The sequence below is a fragment of the Flavobacterium gossypii genome (assembly GCF_014138495.1).
Taxonomy (GTDB): domain Bacteria; phylum Bacteroidota; class Bacteroidia; order Flavobacteriales; family Flavobacteriaceae; genus Flavobacterium; species Flavobacterium endophyticum.
Genome location: NZ_JACJIS010000001.1, coordinates 1,984,173 through 2,003,891, shown reverse-complemented (window position 1 = coordinate 2,003,891; position 19,719 = coordinate 1,984,173). Strand labels below are relative to the sequence as shown.

Genomic DNA, 19,719 nt, shown 5'->3' with positions numbered 1-19,719 from the left:
AACACTGCAGTTGACATCTTGAAATGACTTCACTTTGACCTGTCAACTCCGGTTGACACCCTGAAACGACCTCACTTTGACCCGTCAACTGCAGTTGACATCTTGAAATGACTTCACTTTGACCTGTCAACTCCGGTTGACACCCTGAAACGACCTCACTTTGACCCGTCAACTGCAGTTGACACCTTGAAATGACTTCACTTTAACCTGTCAACTGTGGTTGACACCGCGAAGCAACCTTGCTTTAACCAATTCAATCTGTTTTTCAATGTTATAAATACAATCAATAAGGTAATTTTGAGATTATAATAATTTACGACACAAAAAAGACTTGACAGATGAACTGTCAAGTCTTTTTCTAACTAACCCTAGAAACATCTATTCTGTCTGCTTAAAGTCAAAGCTCAAATCCCCACCGTTATAATTTAAGGATACGTTTGTTGGATACGTCTGTGTTGCACCAGACACCCATCTGTATTCTAAAAATTTAATATTTCCAGCCGTGATAGGATAGGTCGCATTTGTATTGTCTGCTTTACTTCTTTTGTACCAATCATTAGAATTCATGGTTATCAAGTATTTCTTGTCTTTTTCTAAAGCCAAGTCAGAAATAGTTTTCGTAACAAGCACATCTGCTGTTGCCACATTCATGTTTTCTGATTTTAAAACCGCCTTGGTATCGTAATCCCAAATGGTTACTCTTACCTCAGGGTTTGCTTCTGGTAGCTTTAACGTTATCGCTTTAATAACCCCTTTGACGTTTGGAGAAAATGCTAGCCCAAACTCATAACTGCCTGCATTTATAAAATTGGAAGTTGTCGTAAACCCAGCCTGCTGATGGTAGGACTCTAATGGATTTTCAACAGCATAAGAAGGACCGCTGTCATCGCTACTGCAAGAAATGGCAAAAATGGCTAATAAAGCTCCCGATAAAATTTTAATCGTTTTCATGATGTAATTTTTTGTTGTTAATTCTTTTAATCATTTGGTTAGACAAAGGTGCACTCATCATTAAGCTAAAAAAACCAGTAATAGACCAATAACATTTTAAATAGACCAATAACATTTTTTCTGTTAAATGTTAATTTTTTACTTATATTTGAGTAAATGCTTAAAATATGGAAAAGCTCAAATGCATTATAGTCGATGATGATGAAATAGACAGACTTACTGTAGTTTCATTTGCAAAAAGATTTGAAAATCTTGCCATAGTTGGGGCTTTTGACAATGCAGAAGAAGCTCTTGATGCCATAGAAAACACTACAATAGATATCTTATTTCTAGATATCGACATGCCTGGCTTGAGCGGCGTGGAACTTCGAAAAAGAGCATCTGCGGTACCCGCTTGTATCTTTATAACTTCGCATCCTGAATTTGCCGTAGAAAGCTTTGAATTAGATACTCTCGACTTTATCGTAAAACCTCTGAAATTTGACCGTTTCGCCCAAACCATGAGGCGCATTGAAGAATTTTTGGAAATAAAACATAAAGCACTGCTTTTTGAATCCAGCATAGGTGGTGACGTAATTTATATAAAAGAAGGGCACGAGCAGACGAAAGTAAAGCTGCACGACATTTTATATCTTGAAGCTTTGAAAGATTATACGCTGATCATTACTTCTAAAAAAAGACATTGCGTATTGTCGAGTATCGGACTGCTTTTAAAGGAAGACCACTTCCAATCTTTTATCAGGGTCCACAGAAGCTTTGCCGTACAAAAACAGTTTATAGAAAAGATCAATCCTCAAGAAGTGCTTCTCAATAATGGCGCTATGATTCCTGTTGGAAGAAGCTTCAAAGAAAATATCAATATGCTCCTATTATGAAAAAAGCCATCTTCTTTTTAGCGCTATGCCTATTTTCAATAACAGTAAACGCCCAAAAACAGGGGCAAATGCTGATTGATTCTTTAGAAACTTCACTAAAGAGCACCAAAGACAAAAAGACGATTGTTATCATAAAAAACAAGCTCAGCCAAGAATATTCTAGGGTAGATCCTGAAAAAGGAAAATCACTGGCTAAAAGCGCCATAGCAATGGCGGAAACGATCGATTTTAAAAATGGATTGGCGGAAGGCTATCGATGCTTAGGAATCAATACTACCGATTCGACGGCAATAAATTTTTACCGAAAAGGACTTGAAATTGCAAAAGAGACTAAAGATAAGCAGGTATTGAGCGTCTTGTACCGAAACATAGCAGTATATTACATTTACAGGAACGATTACAAAAACGGACTCGACTATAGTTTTAAATCCCTAAAATTAAGCGAAGAATTAAACAAACATGAAGAAATTGCAGGGACTTACATTAATATCGGATTCATCTACAACGACCTCAAAGACACGAAAAAAGCACTGGAATATTTCAAAAAAGCGTTGGAAATAAATAAAAAGTTCAACAATCCAACGATGAAGGCGGTAATCTTGGAGAATATAGGCGTTCTCTACAACAATCAAGAAAAAAATGAATTGGCTGTTTCCTATCTCAACCAAGCGCTGGCTATCAATAGAAAAAACAACAACCTGAATTTTGTCGCTACAAATCTAGGCACCTTAGGCAGCAGCTATCTCGAATTAAAAAAATATGACCTGGCAGAAAGCCATACCAAAGAAGCCTTAAAAATCAGCAAAGAATTAAAGATAAGCAGAATCATGTCGTATAACCTGCAAAATCTTTCCATTATCTACAGATACAAATACAACAATCCTAAAGACAAGTCATTTTATAAAAACGAGACTGTATTAGACACTTCCTTACTGATGCTGAGAGAAGCTGTAAACTACGACAAAGAAAGCAATGACATCAAATCGCTATCGAAAGATTTTATGGAAATTGCAGAGATTTATGAAGAAAAAGGAGATTCAAAAAATGCATTGCTTTATTTCAAAGAATTCAACTCTTATAAAGATTCCATCTACCAAAGCACCACAAAAGAAACCGTAAAGAATCTGGAGGATCAGCGAACCATCGAGTTAAAAAACAAGGAAATCCAGCTCAATAAGCTAAAAATCGAAAACAAAGAAAGACAAAAATGGTATTTTATCTTAGGTATCATTTTACTGGGAACTATTGGGATTTTATTATTCTATCAAAGCAGAAACCGCAAAAGAATTAATGAAAAATTGCAGCTGCTAAACAATGAATTAGATCAGGCTAATAAGACCAAATCTCGTTTTTTCAGCATCCTCAACCACGATCTCCGAAGCCCTGTCGCCAGTCTCATTCACTTCCTGCACCTCCAAAAAGAAAATCCTGAACTGCTTGATACCGAGAGCAAAAAAAGGATGGAAGATAAAACGATCATGTCTGCCGAAAACCTATTAAATTCTATGGAAGACCTGCTTTTATGGAGTAAAGGACAGATGGAAAATTTTAAACCTCAACCCAAAACAATTAGCGTTACTTCCTTGTTTGAAGACACTCAAAAGCATTTTTCAGGAGAAGCCATCCAGATGACATTCGAAAACCCAGAGAATATCATGCTGAATACGGACGAAAACTATCTTAAAACCATCATCAGGAATCTTACGGGAAATGCCATAAAAGCTTTGGCAAAAACAGAAAACGCTATCATTACATGGAAAGCATGGCAGGAAAACGGCCAAAAATACCTGTCTGTTTCAGATAATGGACCAGGCGGCACCCAGGAACAGTTCAAGGCTTTATACGACGACAAAGAAGTTGTGGGAATCAAGACCGGATTAGGATTGCACCTCATCCGAGATTTGGCAAAAGCCATCGATTGTAGGATCGATATCAAGACACAGCCGGGAGAAGGCACCACTTTTATCTTGACCCTAAATTAAAAAACCCTTCCAAAGCAAGCTTTGGAAGGGCATATTAAGATATAATCTTTCGATTATAACAATGCGTCAATTGCGTCTGTGTAGTTTTGTTTTGGTGCAACACCAACTTGTCTTCCTACAACCTCACCATTTTGAAAAACCAATACGGTTGGAATATTTCTTACGCCATATTTTGCTGCAAATTCTTGGTTTGCATCCACGTCAACTTTTCCAACGACAGCTTTTCCGCTATATTCAGTACTGATTTGGTCGATGATCGGACCTACCATTCTACAAGGTCCACACCATGCTGCCCAAAAATCTACTAAAACGGGTTTATCTGATTTCAATACAATTTCTTCGAAAGTTGCATCTGTTATTGCTTGTGCCATATTTTTTGTTCTTTAGTTTAACAGTACAAAATTAGTCATTTAATCTGTAATTTTTTGTTAATTGGAAATCACTTTTGATTATAAACGTATTAACAAATACTATCCGTGTATATTTCGCCTAATTCAGCTTGAATTTCAAATCTAAACTCTCCAATTCACGGAGCAATTCTCCCGAAATATTGACCTTTAATTTACGGCTTGGCATGGAAAGATAGGTAATCACTTTTGTTTCTTCAACAACTGTCGGAACAGCCAACTCCATTTCTTCTTCAAGATTTTCTTCATCTGAAGTTGCTTCAGGAGCTACTGCTTCAACTACAGCAGGAGCAATTTCTTTAGTGACTTTTTCTACTTCCATGACTTCAAAAGTCACGTTATTATCTCCGCTGTTCGCTTGAAAGATACGGCTTAGTTTCGTAATCATTTCTGACTGCAGCTCCTTTATGTTCATCGTAATAATCAGCTTTTTAGCAAAGCTTGCTAAAACATCTTGTAATTGCTTAGCTTCCAAAAACTGAATTCTTGCTTCCGATTTCTTTCCTGTATCTCTGTTTACCCAGCCTTCTTTTACACTCAATTTGAAATAAATAAATTGATTGTTGACCAAAAAGTGACGAAACTTTAGATATTCTTCATTGAACATTCTAAACTCGAAACTTTCGTCATAACCTTCGAGCGTAAACATTGCCCAGTCTTTTCCGTTTTTTGCAGTTCGGTATTGAACGTTCGTAATAATTCCGGCAATTGTCAAATTTTTTCCGACATGCATTTCTAAATTCTTCAATGCTTCCAACTTCGCATTGCAGAAATATTTCATCTCGAATTTAAAATCATCTAAAGGATGTCCAGAAATATAGATACCGACGACTTCTTTTTCTTTAGCCAGTTTTTCCATCGTGCTCCAATCTTCGCAAGGCGGCACGACCGGTTCTGGAATCTGAACGTCGCTCGATTCGCCAAACAAGCTTACTTGAGACGAATTTTCGTTTTCTTGGAATTTAGAACCGTAGCGTACTGCTTTTTCTAAAAACGTAATTCCGTCGCCTTCATCATGGAAATATTGAGCGCGGTGCGCCGTAAAACAATCGAAACCTCCTGCCAAAGCCAAGTTCTCGAAAGCTTTCTTATTTGCAGCACGCAGGTCAATGCGTTTTGCTAAATCAAAAATCGATTTGTATTTTGCTTCCTTTCTGTTTTCCACAATCGTTTGCACCGCTCCAGAACCGACTCCTTTAACCGCTCCCATTCCGAAACGCACGGCATAATTTTCGTTTACTGTAAATTTATAGAACGATTCATTGACATCTGGTCCGAGAACCTGAAGTCCCATTCGCTTACATTCTTCCATAAAAAACGAAACCTGCTTGATATCGTTCATGTTGTTCGAAAGTACCGCAGCCATATATTCGGCAGGATAATGCGCTTTTAAATAGGCTGTCTGGTAGGCAATCCAAGCATAGCAGGTCGAGTGCGACTTGTTGAATGCGTATTGGGCAAATGCTTCCCAGTCTTTCCATATTTTTTCGAGCTTATCGGCAGCATGACCATTTGCTACGGCCTGGTCGATAAACTTAGATTTCATCTTATCCAAGACATCTTTTTGCTTCTTACCCATAGCCTTACGCAAGACATCGGCATCACCTTTCGAGAAGCTTGCCAGTTTTTGCGACAGCAACATTACCTGCTCTTGGTACACCGTAATTCCGTAGGTATCTTTTAGGTATTCTTCGCAAGCTTCAAGGTCATAGACAATTTCTTCTTCGCCATTTTTTCTTCGGACGAAACTCGGAATATATTCCAACGGACCTGGACGATATAAGGCATTCATTGCAATCAAATCTCCAAAAACCGTAGGCTTCAGGTCTTTCATGTATTTCTGCATCCCGACAGACTCGTATTGGAAAATCCCAACCGTTTCTCCTCTCTGGAAAAGCTCATACGTCTTGACATCATCGATAGGGAATGCATCAGGATCTAATTGGACTCCTGTTCTATATTTTACCAGCTTGACCGTATCTTTAATCAACGTAAGGGTCTTCAGACCCAAGAAGTCCATTTTTAGCAATCCGGCGCTTTCTACGACCGAGTTGTCAAATTGCGTCACATACAAATCCGAATCCTTTGCCGTAGCTACAGGAACGAAATTCGTGATATCGTCTGGCGTAATAATCACACCGCAAGCATGGATACCTGTATTTCGAAGGTTTCCTTCTAACAGTTTTGCTTGGGTAATTGCTTCTCCGCCTAAATCGCCTGCATTAGCTAAAGCGATTAGCTCTTGAACCTTGTCAAATTCTTCGGCTCGAAGGGCTTTTTTTAGCTGTTCGTTATCGTAGGTAAAAATCTTGGCCAAATTCAAGTTCATCGGAATGAGCTTGGCAATCTTGTCTGCTTCAAACAACGGCAGATCCAAAACACGGGCAGTATCTCTAATTGAAGATTTTGCCGCCATAGTACCATACGTTATAATCTGCGCTACCTGATTAGAACCGTATTTTTTGATTACATAATCCATTACGCGACCGCGACCTTCATCATCAAAATCGATATCGATATCGGGCATGGACACACGATCTGGATTCAAGAAACGCTCAAAAAGCAAATCGTAGAGCATCGGGTCAATATTTGTAATTCCCAAACAATACGCAACTACAGAACCCGCCGCAGAACCACGACCAGGACCAACGGAAACGTCTAAATTCCTAGCTTCGGCGATGAAATCCTGAACAATCAAAAAGTAACCCGGGTAGCCCGTTTTTTCAATAGTCTGCAATTCAAAATCCAATCGTTCTTGGATTTCTGGCGTAATTTCTTTATATCTTCTTTTGGCGCCTTCGAAAGTAAGGTGCTTTAAATATAAGTTTTCACCTCTTTTCCCTCCGTCTGCTTCATCTTCGGGAACAATAAACTGTTCTGGGATATCGAATTTTGGAAGCAATACTTCGCGTGCCAAGTCAAAGATTTCTATTTTTTCTACAATCTCTTGGACATTAGAAATTGCTTCTGGCAAATCAGAAAAGAGAGCTTTCATTTCGTCTCCAGACTTGAAATAATATTCTTTGTTTGGCATTCCGTAACGATAGCCGCGACCACGGCCTACGGGCGTAGACTGCTTTTCTCCATCGCGGACGCACAAAAGAATATCATGGGCATTCGCGTCTTCTTTGTTTATATAGAAAATGTTATTCGTCGCAACTAGTTTCAAATCGTGTTTTCTCGCCAATGAAATGAGGGAAGTATTGACACGATTTTCATCTTCTTGGTTGTGGCGCATCAATTCGATGTAGCAATCTTCGCCGAATTCTTGTTTCCACCAAAGCAATGCTTCTTCTGCTTGGTTTTCGCCAATATTTAAAATCTTGTTGGGAATTTCTCCATAAAGGTTTCCCGACAAAACAATAATGTCTTCTTTGTATTTTTTAATGACTTCTTTGTCTATTCTTGGAACATAGTAAAATCCTTTAGTATAGGCGATGGAAGACATTTTGGCTAAATTGTGATAGCCGTTTTTATTTTTTGCCAACAAGACAATCTGATAACCGTTGTCTTTTCTGGAACGGTCTAAATGGTCTTCGCAGACAAAAAATTCGCAGCCGACAATGGGTTTCATCGGAACTTCTGTCGGCTCTTCTCCATTATCGATCAGGGCTTGATTTTTTGCCTTGGCCGCTTTATTATGATTTAGGACATCACGCACAAAGTGAAAAGCACCCATCAAATTAGCATGGTCTGTCATCGCAACGGCAGGCATTTTATACTTTGCCGCAGCTTTAACCAAATCCCCAATACTGATCGTTGATTGCAATACCGAAAACTGCGTGTGATTGTGCAGATGTACAAAATCGACATCGGCTAAAGAAATGTTGCTTTCTTCTGTCTGCTTTTTAGCGGTATCGTCGGTTGCTTTTTGCAAGCGGGCACGAATCTCATCTGAAGCTTGTTTCAGATTGATATGCTTCAATCCGATAAGCTGGATTTCTTTAGGGTTGTTTTCGTTAAACTCCCTGAAATAATCCGCAGGAACATCAAGCTGTTCTTTCGTGAAAGCTTCGCGACGGATCAGCTCTAAAAAACAGCGGGTCGTCGCTTCAACGTCGGCAGTTGCGTTATGCGCTTCTGCAAAAGGCTGATTGAACAGAAACTGGTGTAGTTCTGTTAATGTTGGCAATTTGAATTTTCCACCCCTACCTCCAGGCAATTTTAAAAGCTCTGCCGTATATTCGGTACAGGTATCCAGCACTGGCATTTCGGCCATTTTGGAATCCACTCCAAATCTGTAAAACTCGCAACCCATAATATTCACGTCAAAACCGACATTCTGGCCAACGATGAATTTGGATTTTGAAAGCGCTATATTGAATTTTTCTAAAACTTCTGAAAGTGCTACGCCTTGCTCTGTAGCCAATTCGGTAGAAATTCCGTGAATCCTTTCGGCATCATAGGGAATATTAAAACCTTCTGGCCTTACCAAATAATCCTGACTTTCTATCAGATTCCCCATGGCATCATGCAGCTGCCAAGCAATCTGAATACAACGCGGCCAGTTATTTGTATCGGTTATAGGCGCGTCCCAACGTTTTGGCAATCCGGTTGTTTCTGTATCGAAAATTAAGTACATCGCTAATTAATAAGGTTTTATGTTTTTGAAAAATCAAAAAATGTAGTTTACAAAAATAAGCTTTTTTAAGCGAAAATATCTGTTTAAGTTATCAACAGGAATATAATATCTGAGTGCTTTTTGAGCATAAAAAAAGCTGCCAAATCGGCAGCTTTTAATTCAATATATTGTAAGGCTTAGTAACCTCCTCTGTTTCCACCTCCACGGTTGTTTCCATATCCACCACCGCTATTGCGATCGTTTCCATAACCGCCACGGCTTCCACCACGAGAGTCACCACCACTACGGTTGTTGTTGAAACTTCTTCTTTCTCCTTCAGGTTTTGGCTCTGATTTGTTAACAACGATAGCACGTCCTTGAACAGTAGCACCGTTTAGCTCATCAATTGCTTTTTGACCTTCTTCGTCATTTGGCATCTCTACGAAACCAAAGCCTTTACTTCTTCCAGTAAATTTATCTGTAATAATTTTTACAGAATCAACTGCACCATAAGCCTCAAAAGACTCTCTTAAATCTGCTTCCTCAATACTGAACGGAAGGCTTCCAACGAAAATATTCATATGTACGATAATTATAATTACAACAAATGTACTTTAATTTTTCCGTAAAGCACTATATATTAGAATATTTTATCATTAAATCTTTTCATCAAAGGGATTACTAGCAATGGCGCCCGATTTAACCGCTTTTTTGAATCTTACAGTATTTAATAAAAACAAAAATCCCAACCAAATGGTCGGGATTTCTAATTTATTAAGATCAAACTGTTATTGAGCCGCTTGAATCGGAACTCTATAAAAATGTCCTTCTTGGTAATTTACAGATGGCGCTCCTATCGGATCAGCGATTGTTGATGGCGCATTAAAATAAAAAGTACCCGTTACAGTTCCTTCTGGGCTTGCTTCAATTTTAATCTGTCCATCTCCTATACCTGTTCCCGTTGAATAGGTAGAAGTAATTCCGTCAGCTTCAAAACTATAGGAAGCTTTGTTTGAATTATTTACACCCAAAGTATACGTTCCTGGTGCAGTCGAAGCCGTAATCAGGGTCAACGTTTCAAAAGGAGTGTATGCATTAATGGTCATAACGCCGCCAGTAATAGTCGCTGTCGAGCTAGATGCTCTCCATAAAACGTTGTCTTTTTTACCTTGAACGGATGGGTTATTAAAACTAGCATCATCTTCACAAGAAGCGAAAACGGCCACAAGCACTAAAAGTGATAAAATCTTTTTCATATATGGTTATGGATATGGGTAATCAAATTTTTACATCGACAAAAATAGTTTTTTATAGAATATATGCTAATGAATTTTGAAAAAATAACATCAAAATCGCAAAATAATACAATCATAAACTGCAAAAAATGACAAAAATTGCATGCAGAATAGTTTGTATTACAAAGTTTTGTATATTTGCACCCTTAATTAACAGAGGTCGTGTACCTCAAAATTTAATCACTAGATTATGTCTGTAAAAATTAGATTACAAAGACACGGTAAAAAAGGAAAACCTTTTTACTGGGTTGTAGCGGCTGATGCTCGCTCAAAAAGAGATGGTAAATTCTTAGAAAAAATCGGAACTTACAATCCAAACACTAACCCTGCGACTATCGACTTGAACCTTGATAGTGCTGTTCAATGGTTGCACAATGGTGCTCAGCCAACTGATACAGCTAGAGCAATTCTTTCTTACAAAGGAGCTTTATTGAAACACCACCTTGATGGAGGAGTTCGTAAAGGTGCTTTGACTCAAGAGCAAGCTGATGAAAAATTAGCAAAATGGCTTGATGAGAAAGCTGGAAAAGTTAACGCTAAAAAAGAAGGTCTTTCTACTTCTAAAGCAGATGCAAAAGCGAAAGCTCTTGCTGCTGAGAAAAAAGTAAATGAGGATCGTATCGCTGCTGCTAAACAAGCTGAGCTAGATGCTGCTAAAGCTGATGAGCCTGCTGTTGAAGAAGAAGTTGCTGATGTTGAGGCTGAAGTTTCAACTGAAGAAGCTCCTGCTGCAGAAGAAAACAACGAAGAGACTCAAGCTTAATTTTGATGCGATAATGCGTAAAGAAGAGTGTTTCTATTTAGGTAAAATCGCGAAAAAATTTAGTTTTAAAGGTGAAGTCCTTGTCTATCTTGACACTGATGAGCCTGAGTTATACGAAAATTTGGAATCAGTGTTTGTCGAATGCGGCAAACACTTGGTTCCTTTTTTTATTGAAAACAGTTCGCTTCACAAAAACGACTTTCTCCGAGTTCGTTTTGAAGATGTAGCTACCGAAGAAGAAGCAGATGCTCTCATAGGGAATGCTGTTTACTTACCTTTAAACATGCTGCCGAAACTAGAAGGCAACAAGTTTTATTTCCATGAAGTCATTGGTTTTGAAGTAGAAGACAAGCGTCTAGGCGTAGTCGGAAAAATACAATCCATAAATGATTCCACAGCCCAGCCTTTATTTGAAGTCTTGAACGGCGAAGCGGAAATCCTAATTCCGATGATTGATCACTTCTTGGTGAAAATTGATCGCGAAAACAAAAAAGTACTCATGGATCTTCCTGAAGGATTGATCGAGATGTATCTTTAGTTCATCTTTTTCTTTATTCTCTAATTTCAATTATACTCATGCCTTTCCAATTCAAGCAATTCTCTGTAGAACAAGACCGTTGCGCTATGAAAATTGGAACAGACGGCGTATTGCTAGGTGCATGGGCGCCTCTACTAAACAATCCTTTTAGCGTTTTGGATATCGGGGCAGGAACCGGAATTATTTCGCTGATGATTGCTCAAAGAAGCAATGCGCAACAAATTGATGCGCTGGAAATCGACGAAGATGCGTACGAACAGGCCGTAGAAAATTTTGAAAACTCTCCGTGGGGCGACAGGCTATTTTGCTTTCATGCTGGATTGGACGAATTTATGGACGAGCCAGAAGACGAATACGACTTGATCGTTTCTAATCCGCCATTTTATACCGAAGATTACCAATCCGGAAACGAACAACGCGACTTAGCCCGTTTTTCGGACGCCTTACCTTTTGAAGATTTGGTGGAAGCCGCTGATTTATTGCTTTCTGAAAACGGAATCTTTGCGGTAATCATACCCTTTAAGGAAGAAAAAAAAATTATAGCCTTGGCGAAAGATTTCGACTTGTTTCCGATGAAAATCACACGCGTCAAAGGAGCACCTTCTACCGAAATCAAGCGCAGTCTTTTGGCTTTTAGTAGAAATTCTGCTGAAAACTTTCCAGTTGACGAATTAGTCATTGAAACGTCCAGGCATATTTATACTCCCGAATATATTGAATTGACCAAAGACTTTTATTTGAAGATGTAACTCTTTTAAATAAAAATTCTATTGCCCAAAGAAACTTCAAGCAATAGAATTGTTACTTTTTTGTGTTGTAAATCTAAGAATCTGTTCCGCAAAGCAGTTTTGTCAATATTTCACAATTGTCGGCATGTCCAACAACAAGAGTACCTGACCCTGGGCAAATACAAGCAATAATCGGATCTCCTCCACCGCCTCTAATTACACCATTACCTTTAATTGATTTTTGTTCACCATTGCTTAATTCGTGAACACCTTCTAATTTTAAAATGTTTTCTAACATACTGTAGGTTTTAAAAATTATGAATAACCCAATCATTTAAAGACACTTAGGTTTTATGTCTGGACTACCTTAAAATATTCATTTTTATTTTCTGAAATTTTGTTTTTATAAAATTGTAAGATAAATGTAACAAAAAAATAGTTACGCTGAATAGGCTTCCTTCAATTTTATAAGTGATTTTTTGTCAAAAACGCAATTATTGAAGCTATTACCGAAAATATATTAGTCGTTTCTAACATTTGCTAATTGTTTTGTTGCAATTCTTTATGTAAGTTTGCAAACGTTTTCGCAGGAAACAAAAACGAGTATAAAACATGAAGGCGATACTTACGCAAAGCCTTCCAAATGATAAAAAAAAATGAGACCCGATCTTTTTCAAGCTCCAGATTATTACCTTTTAGACGAATTATTGTCAGACGAACATAAAATGGTACGTGATGCGGCCCGCGAATGGGTAAAGCGCGAAGTATCTCCAATCATCGAGGACTATGCTCAAAAAGCAGAATTTCCAAAACAAATCATCAATGGTTTGGCAGAAATAGGCGCTTTTGGACCTTACATCCCAGAAGAATATGGCGGTGCTGGCTTAGACCAAATTTCGTATGGCTTGATCATGCAAGAAATTGAAAGAGGCGATTCAGGCGTGCGTTCTACAGCTTCTGTTCAGTCTTCCTTAGTTATGTATCCGATTTGGAAATACGGTAACGAAGAACAAAGAATGAAATACCTTCCAAAACTAGCTTCTGGCGAGTTCATTGGATGTTTCGGACTGACAGAACCAGACCACGGTTCTAACCCTGGAGGAATGGTCACTAATTTTAAAGATAAAGGCGACCACTATTTATTGAACGGTGCCAAAATGTGGATTTCAAATGCTCCTTTCGCAGATATTGCTGTAGTTTGGGCAAAAGATGAAACAGGAAGAATTCACGGACTGATTGTAGAAAGAGGAATGGAAGGCTTTACGACTCCTGAAACGCACAACAAATGGTCGCTTCGTGCTTCTGCAACTGGAGAACTTATTTTTGACAATGTAAAAGTTCCAAAAGAAAATTTATTGCCAAACAAATCGGGTCTTGGAGCTCCGCTTGGATGTTTAGATTCGGCTCGTTACGGAATTGCTTGGGGTGCTATCGGTGCTGCAATGGATTGCTATGATACAGCGCTGCGTTATGCTAAAGAAAGAATCCAGTTTGACAAGCCAATTGCTGGAACTCAGCTACAACAGAAAAAATTAGCCGAAATGATTACTGAAATCACGAAGGCGCAATTGCTGACTTGGAGGCTGGGCGTCTTGAGAAACGAAGGAAAAGCAACTTCTGCTCAAATTTCTATGGCTAAAAGAAACAATGTTGATATGGCTATCAATATTGCTAGAGAAGCAAGACAAATTCTTGGAGGAATGGGAATTACGGGCGAATATTCAATCATGCGACACATGATGAACTTAGAATCTGTAATTACGTATGAAGGAACACATGATATCCACCTATTAATTACCGGATTGGATATTACCGGAATTCCTGCATTTAAATAATAAACAAATATTAAAGTATCATAAAAAGCTTCTCTATAATGGGAAGCTTTTTTACATTTGTAAAAATCCCTCGTCATGAAAATTGAAAACATTAACGCCAGTATCCAGCCACAAAAAGATATTTTATTAAATCACCCGTTGTACAAAAAAGTACAAAACCTTGAAGATTTACGTCGATTTTTGGAAAGTCACGTATATGCAGTTTGGGACTTCATGTCGCTATTGAAAGCATTACAATCCAAATTAACTTCGACAACAACACCTTGGCTTCCTGTCGGAAATCCAGAAATCCGCTATTTGATCAATGAAATTGTCTTGGCAGAAGAAACTGACTTAACTCTTGATGGAAAAAGACAAAGCCATTATGAGATGTATATAGACGCCATGAAAGACTGCGGTGCTGATATTTCTGAAATCCAAAAATTTTTAGAGAATGTCATCACAACACAAAATATTTATGTCTCTATTAAACAGAGCGAACTGCACCCTAAAATAAAAGCATTCTTGGATTTCACCTTCCGCGTTATTGACGAAGGAAAGCCGCATGAGATTGCCGCCGCTTTCACTTTCGGAAGAGAAGACCTGATTCCTTCGATGTTTACGGAAATATTAAAGAATTTTCAAGAAAATTTCCCAAATACCGACTTGAGAAAACTGATCTATTATTTTGAAAGACATATCGAACTGGATGCAGACGAACATGGCCCGATGGCCATGCAAATGATTGAAGAATTATGCAACAATGACGACCATAGATGGCATGAAGTAAAAGAAGTTTCGATTCAGGCCCTAGAAAAAAGAATCGGTCTTTGGGATGCCATTGAAGAACAGATTTCAATGAAGGCCGAAATGGCTTAAAATAAAAACGGCAAATCTGCCGTTTTTTTATGCCAGCATCTTGCATTGCATTTTATCTATCGGCAATTTCTTCTTATCAATCTACAAAATATTCTTATCCGTATATTAAAAGAAATAAACAAAACAATAAAACCTACTTTTAGGCTCGAATTTGTATGTATAGTAGGATGTCGAAAAGCAATTGTATATAATACAAAACAGTTTTTTCTTACTATTTAGATTAGTTTTAAATTATTTTTATTAAAATATGCTTTTAATTCCTAGATATTTATAACTTAGCGCACTTTTTAAAATAGAAAAATAACAAATCCTATTTAAATAATTATTAATTACCCAACTTTCATATTCAATGAAAAAAATTACCCTCTTTAAATTTTTAATAGCAGTGTGTCTTAGCATAGTAAGCGTTGATGCTATTGCACAAAATGTACCTCAAAAAGAAAGAACTGTCTTTGGAAGAAAAGTCCAAAGCATCAATCCAAAATCAGGATTGATTAGATGTGTTTCTTCTGAATACGAATTATTCTTGCAAGAGCAAGATCCTAAAAGAGCAACAAATCAACAATTCGAGGAATGGATCGCTCCAAAAGTAGAAGCTATCAAATCAAAATTATTAGCAAGTAGAGGCACGCAAGGAACTGCTGCTGTAGTTACTATCCCTGTTGTAATACATGTTATTCATACTGGTCAAGCAGTTGGTACTAGCAGAAATATTTCAGATGCTAGGGTACTATCACAAATTACAGTCCTAAATCAAGATTTTAGAAAAATGCTAGGAACGCCAGGGCACAACACTAACCCAATAGGTGCCGATGTTGAAATCGAATTCTGTTTGGCAAAAGTAGATCCAAGCGGAAATGCAACTACTGGGATCGATCGTATTAACAGAAGCACAACTTGGAGCTATAATAATATTCAAACGATTTTGAAGCCACAAACGCAATGGGATCCTACAAAATATCTTAATATTTGGGTATGTCAGTTTGGAGGAGATTTAGACGGTGTTCTTGGATATGCCCAATTCCCAAGCGGCTCAGGCCTAGAAGGATTACAAGGACCATTTACTGCTAATACTGACGGAGTAGTAATCGATTGGAGAGCCTTTGGTTCTTCAGATTATGCCCCTGGAAATTACTTTCAACAAATAGACAAAGGAAGAACTACTACTCACGAAGTAGGACATTATTTCGGACTAAGACATATCTGGGGAGATGCTGGAAATCAAGAAGACGGCCTTAACTGTGGCGGTACTGATTACTGCGCGGATACTCCAAATGCCGGCTGGGAAAACTATGACTGTGATGATGTTTATGACTCATGTCCGGAAGAAGGAAACGACATGACAGAAAACTATATGGATTATACGAATGACACCTGTATGAATATCTTTACTTTAGATCAAAAAGCAAGGATGATGGCCGTACTACAAAATTCTCCAAGAAGAAGCACATTGCCAGCTTCTACTGTATGTCAGCCACCTTTAAGCAATCCTTCATTTGAATTGTTGCAAGGAATAAAACTATATCCAAACCCTGCTAATGAGGTTTTAAACATTGCTGTTTCAGGTAATATGACTCCAGACAGTTATACTATTTATAATAGCCTAGGACAAGCTGTTATGCAGGTTACTACTGTTTCAGAATCTAATTTAAAAGTAAATACTTCAAATTACGCTACTGGAATCTACATGATACGTTTTACAAAAGACAATCAAAGCAAGACTTTACAGTTCGTTAAAAACTAATAAGTCCTGACTCTAATAAAAAAGCCTCCAAATTGGAGGCTTTTTTATTTTTTAATATTCTGGTGCTAATTCTATTTCTAAGCCATCCAGCTCTTCCGTAATATGAATCTGACATCCTAGACGACTGTTTGATTTGACAAAAAAAGCTTCCGAAAGCATGGCTTCTTCATCATCGCCCATTTCTGGCAATACAATATCGTTTAAGACATAACACTGGCAAGAAGCACACATTGCCATGCCTCCACAGACACCAATCGTTCCTTCGGGCGCTAATTCATAAGCACGAACCAGCTCCATGATATTCATGTTCATGTCTGTCGGTGCTTGGACTTCATGTGAAATCCCTTCGCGGTCCGTTATTTTTATAGTAACGTCTTGAGACATTTTTAATCTATTGATTTGACAACTGCTTTTTCGGCTTCCTTTCTTGTTCCATCAAAGCCATCAACACCAGAAACTGTAGTGTATTTCAACACATATTTCTTGCCTGGATTCAATTTGTTATAAACACTTTGGCACATCAATGTCGCTTCGTGGAATCCGCAAAGAATCAATTTCAGTTTCCCTGGATAAGTGTTCACGTCTCCAATAGCATAAATGCCCTCGATATTCGTTTGATAATCTAGTGCGTTGTTTACCTTGATTGCATTTTTTTCAATTTCGAGGCCCCAATTGGCTATCGCTCCTAATTTTGGAGACAATCCGAAAAGCGGTATAAAATAATCCGTCTTGATAGTCCTGTGTGCCCCATTTTCATCTATATCGATCGATTCTAAATGTTCAGCTCCGTTTAATCCTATGACTTCCGCTGGAGTTATCAGATGGATTTTTCCGGCATGTTTCAATTCTTGTACTTTTTCTACCGAATCTAAGGCACCACGGAATTCATTTCTTCTGTGGATCAACGTTACTTCTGAAGCTACATTGGAAAGAAAAATACTCCAATCTAGCGCCGAATCTCCTCCTCCTGCAATTACTATTTTCTTATTGCGGAATAATTCTGGATCTTTTACGAAATATTCGATTCCTTTATCTTCATAAAATTCGATGTCTTCAATCAAAGGTTTTCTTGGTTCAAAACTTCCCAATCCGCCTGCAATAGCAACAGCTTTGCACAAATGTTTTGTTCCTTTATCTGTGGTGACGATAAAAGTACCATCAGCTTGTTTTTCAATTGTGTCTGCTTTTTCATTCAGCGTAAACCCAGGCTGGAACTGTTTGATTTGTTCCATAAGATTGTCTACCAAATCTCCTGCCAAGACAGAAGGATATCCCGGAATGTCAAAGATTGGTTTCTTAGGATAAAGCTCTGACAATTGGCCGCCTGGCTGTGGCAGAGCATCGATAATATGGCATTTTAATTTTAGCAGTCCTGCTTCAAAAACGGCGAATAGTCCAGTGGGTCCGGCGCCGATTATTAGTATATCTGTTTCAATCATTTCTTTACGATTCTGAAGTTTTTGGCTTTCTGAGATACAAAATTCAGAAAACCAGAAGTATTTTTCTATGATAAATATCATGTCGCTGGACCGCGTGAGTGATTGCAGCGAAAATCCTTTTGTCCATTAGATTGCAAGGCAACGAAGCAATCTTGACAAAAGATTGTAGCGAAAAGCACGACCGCAGGAAAATGCCATCAGGCTTTTTCATGGGGTCACGCCAAAAAAAATTTAAGCTACATTGACCACAGTTTCAATCTGCGGCGCATATTTTTTTATGGTAGTCTCAACACCAGCTTTCAGCGTCATCTGGTTCACGCTGCATCCGACGCATGCTCCTTCGAGACGAACTTTGACATGTTTGTCGTCTTCAATCTCGATAAGCGAAATATTTCCACCGTCTGATTCAAGAAAAGGACGAATCTCGTCCAATGCTTTCTCTACGTTTAATTTGATTTCTTCTGTTGTCATAATTTTGTTTTTTGGATTATTCGGATTTTTCAAGCGTTAGATAAATACGATCTAACGGATTTTCTAAATCTAAAAAATCTTATTTTTTTACTGCAGAACATCCAGCCATTGTCGTGATTTTCACGGCTTCTGACGGCGGCAGGTTTTCGTTTCTGCTTACGGTTTCCTGAACGACGTTTCTAGCAATTTCTTCAAAAACTTTTTCTAATGGAGAAGCTGTCTGCAATGCCGCTGGACGACCATAATCTCCAGCCTCACGGATGGACTGAACGATTGGAATTTCTCCTAAAAATGGAACCTCAAGATCTTCTGATAAGTTTTTAGCTCCTTCTTTTCCAAAGATATAATATTTATTTTCTGGAAGTTCTTCTGGCGTAAAGTAAGCCATATTCTCAATAATTCCCAATACAGGAACATTAATTGAATCAGATTGGAACATTGCTACTCCTTTTTTGGCATCTGCCAAAGCTACAGCCTGCGGCGTGCTCACAACGACAGCTCCAGTAATTGGCAATGATTGTACGATAGACAAATGGATATCGCCTGTTCCTGGCGGCAGGTCAATCAGCATGAAATCTAATTCGCCCCAATCTGCATCAAAAATCATTTGGTTTAAGGCTTTTGAAGCCATCGGGCCTCTCCAGATTACCGCCTGGCTAGGAGCTGTAAAAAATCCTATTGAAAGGATTTTTACCTCATAGCTTTCAATCGGTTTCATTTTGGATTTTCCGTCAACAGTAACTGAAATTGGCTTTTCAGATTCAACATCGAACATAATTGGCATGGACGGGCCATAAATATCTGCGTCTAATATTCCGACGCTAAAGCCCATTTTCGCTAAAGTTACCGCCAAGTTTGCCGTAACTGTCGATTTGCCTACGCCTCCTTTTCCAGAAGCGACCGCAATAATATTTTTGATTCCAGGAATTGACTTTCCTTTGATTTCAGGTTTTTCAGGAGCTTCAACTTTGATGTTGACTTTTATTTTGGCTTCTGCCGAAATTTTTTCCTGAATGGTTTTGATAATATCGGCTTCTGCCCGTTTTTTGATATGCAATGCCGGTGTTGAAAGGGTCAACTCGACTACGACTTCTTCTCCGAAAGTAAGTACATTTTGGACTGCGCCGCTTTCAACCATATTTTTACCTTCTCCAGCAATGGTAATAGTTTCCAATGCTTTAAGAACTTCTTTTCTATCTATTTTCATTTTGGGTATAGCTCTCTTTTTCAAGCCTTTAAATTAGACTGATTTTAAATTGCAAAGATAGCATG

At 38.3% G+C, this 19,719-nt stretch carries 18 protein-coding genes; 8 read left to right on the top strand and 10 right to left on the bottom strand.

Annotated features, from left to right (window positions below; all coding sequences use genetic code 11):
* Positions 1-378 precede the first annotated feature (378 nt).
* Positions 379-951 carry a DUF4082 domain-containing protein gene (locus tag GGR22_RS09085; protein WP_121376015.1) on the bottom strand — a complete coding sequence of 191 codons (573 nt, stop codon included), beginning with the start codon at positions 949-951 and terminating at the stop codon, positions 379-381.
* Between the two features lie 167 nt (positions 952-1,118).
* Here GGR22_RS09085 and GGR22_RS09080 point away from each other — a divergent pair, with 167 nt between their 5' ends.
* Together GGR22_RS09080 and GGR22_RS09075 are read left to right on the top strand one after the other, a co-directional pair.
* A complete protein-coding gene (locus GGR22_RS09080; RefSeq protein ID WP_121376014.1) occupies positions 1,119-1,826 on the top strand; it encodes a LytR/AlgR family response regulator transcription factor in 708 nt (235 codons plus the stop codon).
* Positions 1,823-3,808: a tetratricopeptide repeat protein gene (locus GGR22_RS09075; protein ID WP_182493365.1), complete on the top strand. Its 1,986-nt coding sequence runs from the start codon at positions 1,823-1,825 to the stop codon at positions 3,806-3,808. Before GGR22_RS09080 ends, GGR22_RS09075 begins: the two co-directional genes overlap by 4 nt.
* 53 nt (positions 3,809-3,861) lie before the next feature.
* Here the strand turns inward: GGR22_RS09075 and trxA are convergent, their stop codons facing one another.
* The 4 genes from trxA to GGR22_RS09055 form a co-directional block, all read right to left on the bottom strand.
* Complete coding sequence (trxA, locus tag GGR22_RS09070) at positions 3,862-4,179, bottom strand: thioredoxin (RefSeq protein WP_121376012.1); 318 nt, start codon at positions 4,177-4,179, stop codon at positions 3,862-3,864.
* Positions 4,180-4,297: 118 nt separating this feature from the next.
* Positions 4,298-8,797, bottom strand: a complete 4,500-nt coding sequence (gene dnaE / locus GGR22_RS09065; RefSeq protein ID WP_182493364.1) for a DNA polymerase III subunit alpha — start codon at positions 8,795-8,797, stop codon at positions 4,298-4,300.
* A gap of 176 nt (positions 8,798-8,973) precedes the next feature.
* The gene (locus GGR22_RS09060; RefSeq protein ID WP_121376010.1) at positions 8,974-9,357 is read right to left on the bottom strand and encodes an RNA recognition motif domain-containing protein; all 384 of its coding nucleotides are present in this window, start codon (positions 9,355-9,357) and stop codon (positions 8,974-8,976) included.
* 207 nt (positions 9,358-9,564) lie between these two features.
* Complete coding sequence (locus GGR22_RS09055; protein ID WP_182493363.1) at positions 9,565-10,032, bottom strand: DUF6252 family protein; 468 nt, start codon at positions 10,030-10,032, stop codon at positions 9,565-9,567.
* Positions 10,033-10,261: 229 nt separating this feature from the next.
* On the opposite strand from GGR22_RS09055, the gene GGR22_RS09050 reads away from it, so the two are divergent.
* From GGR22_RS09050 to GGR22_RS09040, 3 genes are read left to right on the top strand one after another with little or no spacing between them, the layout of a single operon-like run.
* Positions 10,262-10,834, top strand: coding sequence for a 30S ribosomal protein S16 (locus tag GGR22_RS09050; protein WP_182493362.1), 573 nt, complete (start codon positions 10,262-10,264; stop codon positions 10,832-10,834).
* A gap of 13 nt (positions 10,835-10,847) precedes the next feature.
* The gene (gene rimM / locus GGR22_RS09045) at positions 10,848-11,372 is read left to right on the top strand and encodes a ribosome maturation factor RimM (RefSeq protein ID WP_182493361.1); all 525 of its coding nucleotides are present in this window, start codon (positions 10,848-10,850) and stop codon (positions 11,370-11,372) included.
* A gap of 38 nt (positions 11,373-11,410) precedes the next feature.
* Positions 11,411-12,121, top strand: coding sequence for a tRNA1(Val) (adenine(37)-N6)-methyltransferase (locus GGR22_RS09040; protein WP_246336932.1), 711 nt, complete (start codon positions 11,411-11,413; stop codon positions 12,119-12,121).
* Positions 12,122-12,194: 73 nt separating this feature from the next.
* Here the strand turns inward: GGR22_RS09040 and GGR22_RS09035 are convergent, their stop codons facing one another.
* Entirely contained in the window at positions 12,195-12,398 is a 204-nt protein-coding gene (locus GGR22_RS09035; RefSeq protein ID WP_121376005.1) for a hypothetical protein, read from the bottom strand.
* Positions 12,399-12,756: 358 nt separating this feature from the next.
* Here GGR22_RS09035 and GGR22_RS09030 point away from each other — a divergent pair, with 358 nt between their 5' ends.
* From GGR22_RS09030 to GGR22_RS09020, 3 genes are all read left to right on the top strand, one after another.
* Positions 12,757-13,935, top strand: coding sequence for an acyl-CoA dehydrogenase family protein (locus GGR22_RS09030; protein WP_121376272.1), 1,179 nt, complete (start codon positions 12,757-12,759; stop codon positions 13,933-13,935).
* Between the two features lie 75 nt (positions 13,936-14,010).
* Positions 14,011-14,793 (top strand): DUF3050 domain-containing protein, encoded by a 783-nt coding sequence (locus GGR22_RS09025; RefSeq protein ID WP_121376004.1) that lies wholly within the window; start codon positions 14,011-14,013, stop codon positions 14,791-14,793.
* Positions 14,794-15,142: 349 nt separating this feature from the next.
* Entirely contained in the window at positions 15,143-16,537 is a 1,395-nt protein-coding gene (locus GGR22_RS09020; protein ID WP_182493360.1) for a T9SS type A sorting domain-containing protein, read from the top strand.
* A 51-nt stretch (positions 16,538-16,588) separates the two neighbouring features.
* Here the strand turns inward: GGR22_RS09020 and GGR22_RS09015 are convergent, their stop codons facing one another.
* From GGR22_RS09015 to GGR22_RS09000, 4 genes are all read right to left on the bottom strand, one after another.
* Positions 16,589-16,921, bottom strand: a complete 333-nt coding sequence (locus tag GGR22_RS09015; protein WP_182493359.1) for a 2Fe-2S iron-sulfur cluster-binding family protein — start codon at positions 16,919-16,921, stop codon at positions 16,589-16,591.
* Positions 16,922-16,923: 2 nt separating this feature from the next.
* Complete coding sequence (locus GGR22_RS09010; protein WP_121376271.1) at positions 16,924-17,976, bottom strand: NAD(P)/FAD-dependent oxidoreductase; 1,053 nt, start codon at positions 17,974-17,976, stop codon at positions 16,924-16,926.
* 231 nt (positions 17,977-18,207) lie between these two features.
* A complete protein-coding gene (locus GGR22_RS09005; RefSeq protein ID WP_056071984.1) occupies positions 18,208-18,447 on the bottom strand; it encodes a NifU family protein in 240 nt (79 codons plus the stop codon).
* Positions 18,448-18,526: 79 nt separating this feature from the next.
* Complete coding sequence (locus GGR22_RS09000; RefSeq protein WP_121376001.1) at positions 18,527-19,654, bottom strand: Mrp/NBP35 family ATP-binding protein; 1,128 nt, start codon at positions 19,652-19,654, stop codon at positions 18,527-18,529.
* Positions 19,655-19,719 lie beyond the last annotated feature (65 nt).

What these genes read in the sequence shown, in the direction of transcription:
- GGR22_RS09085 (WP_121376015.1), bottom strand. Translation starts at nt 951, where the DNA reads ATGAAAACGATTAAAATTTTATCGGGAGCTTTATTAGCCATTTTTGCC.
- GGR22_RS09080 (WP_121376014.1), top strand. Translation starts at nt 1,119, where the DNA reads ATGGAAAAGCTCAAATGCATTATAGTCGATGATGATGAAATAGACAGA.
- GGR22_RS09075 (WP_182493365.1), top strand. Translation starts at nt 1,823, where the DNA reads ATGAAAAAAGCCATCTTCTTTTTAGCGCTATGCCTATTTTCAATAACA.
- trxA (WP_121376012.1), bottom strand. Translation starts at nt 4,179, where the DNA reads ATGGCACAAGCAATAACAGATGCAACTTTCGAAGAAATTGTATTGAAA.
- dnaE (WP_182493364.1), bottom strand. Translation starts at nt 8,797, where the DNA reads ATGTACTTAATTTTCGATACAGAAACAACCGGATTGCCAAAACGTTGG.
- GGR22_RS09060 (WP_121376010.1), bottom strand. Translation starts at nt 9,357, where the DNA reads ATGAATATTTTCGTTGGAAGCCTTCCGTTCAGTATTGAGGAAGCAGAT.
- GGR22_RS09055 (WP_182493363.1), bottom strand. Translation starts at nt 10,032, where the DNA reads ATGAAAAAGATTTTATCACTTTTAGTGCTTGTGGCCGTTTTCGCTTCT.
- GGR22_RS09050 (WP_182493362.1), top strand. Translation starts at nt 10,262, where the DNA reads ATGTCTGTAAAAATTAGATTACAAAGACACGGTAAAAAAGGAAAACCT.
- rimM (WP_182493361.1), top strand. Translation starts at nt 10,848, where the DNA reads ATGCGTAAAGAAGAGTGTTTCTATTTAGGTAAAATCGCGAAAAAATTT.
- GGR22_RS09040 (WP_246336932.1), top strand. Translation starts at nt 11,411, where the DNA reads ATGCCTTTCCAATTCAAGCAATTCTCTGTAGAACAAGACCGTTGCGCT.
- GGR22_RS09035 (WP_121376005.1), bottom strand. Translation starts at nt 12,398, where the DNA reads ATGTTAGAAAACATTTTAAAATTAGAAGGTGTTCACGAATTAAGCAAT.
- GGR22_RS09030 (WP_121376272.1), top strand. Translation starts at nt 12,757, where the DNA reads ATGAGACCCGATCTTTTTCAAGCTCCAGATTATTACCTTTTAGACGAA.
- GGR22_RS09025 (WP_121376004.1), top strand. Translation starts at nt 14,011, where the DNA reads ATGAAAATTGAAAACATTAACGCCAGTATCCAGCCACAAAAAGATATT.
- GGR22_RS09020 (WP_182493360.1), top strand. Translation starts at nt 15,143, where the DNA reads ATGAAAAAAATTACCCTCTTTAAATTTTTAATAGCAGTGTGTCTTAGC.
- GGR22_RS09015 (WP_182493359.1), bottom strand. Translation starts at nt 16,921, where the DNA reads ATGTCTCAAGACGTTACTATAAAAATAACGGACCGCGAAGGGATTTCA.
- GGR22_RS09010 (WP_121376271.1), bottom strand. Translation starts at nt 17,976, where the DNA reads ATGATTGAAACAGATATACTAATAATCGGCGCCGGACCCACTGGACTA.
- GGR22_RS09005 (WP_056071984.1), bottom strand. Translation starts at nt 18,447, where the DNA reads ATGACAACAGAAGAAATCAAATTAAACGTAGAGAAAGCATTGGACGAG.
- GGR22_RS09000 (WP_121376001.1), bottom strand. Translation starts at nt 19,654, where the DNA reads ATGAAAATAGATAGAAAAGAAGTTCTTAAAGCATTGGAAACTATTACC.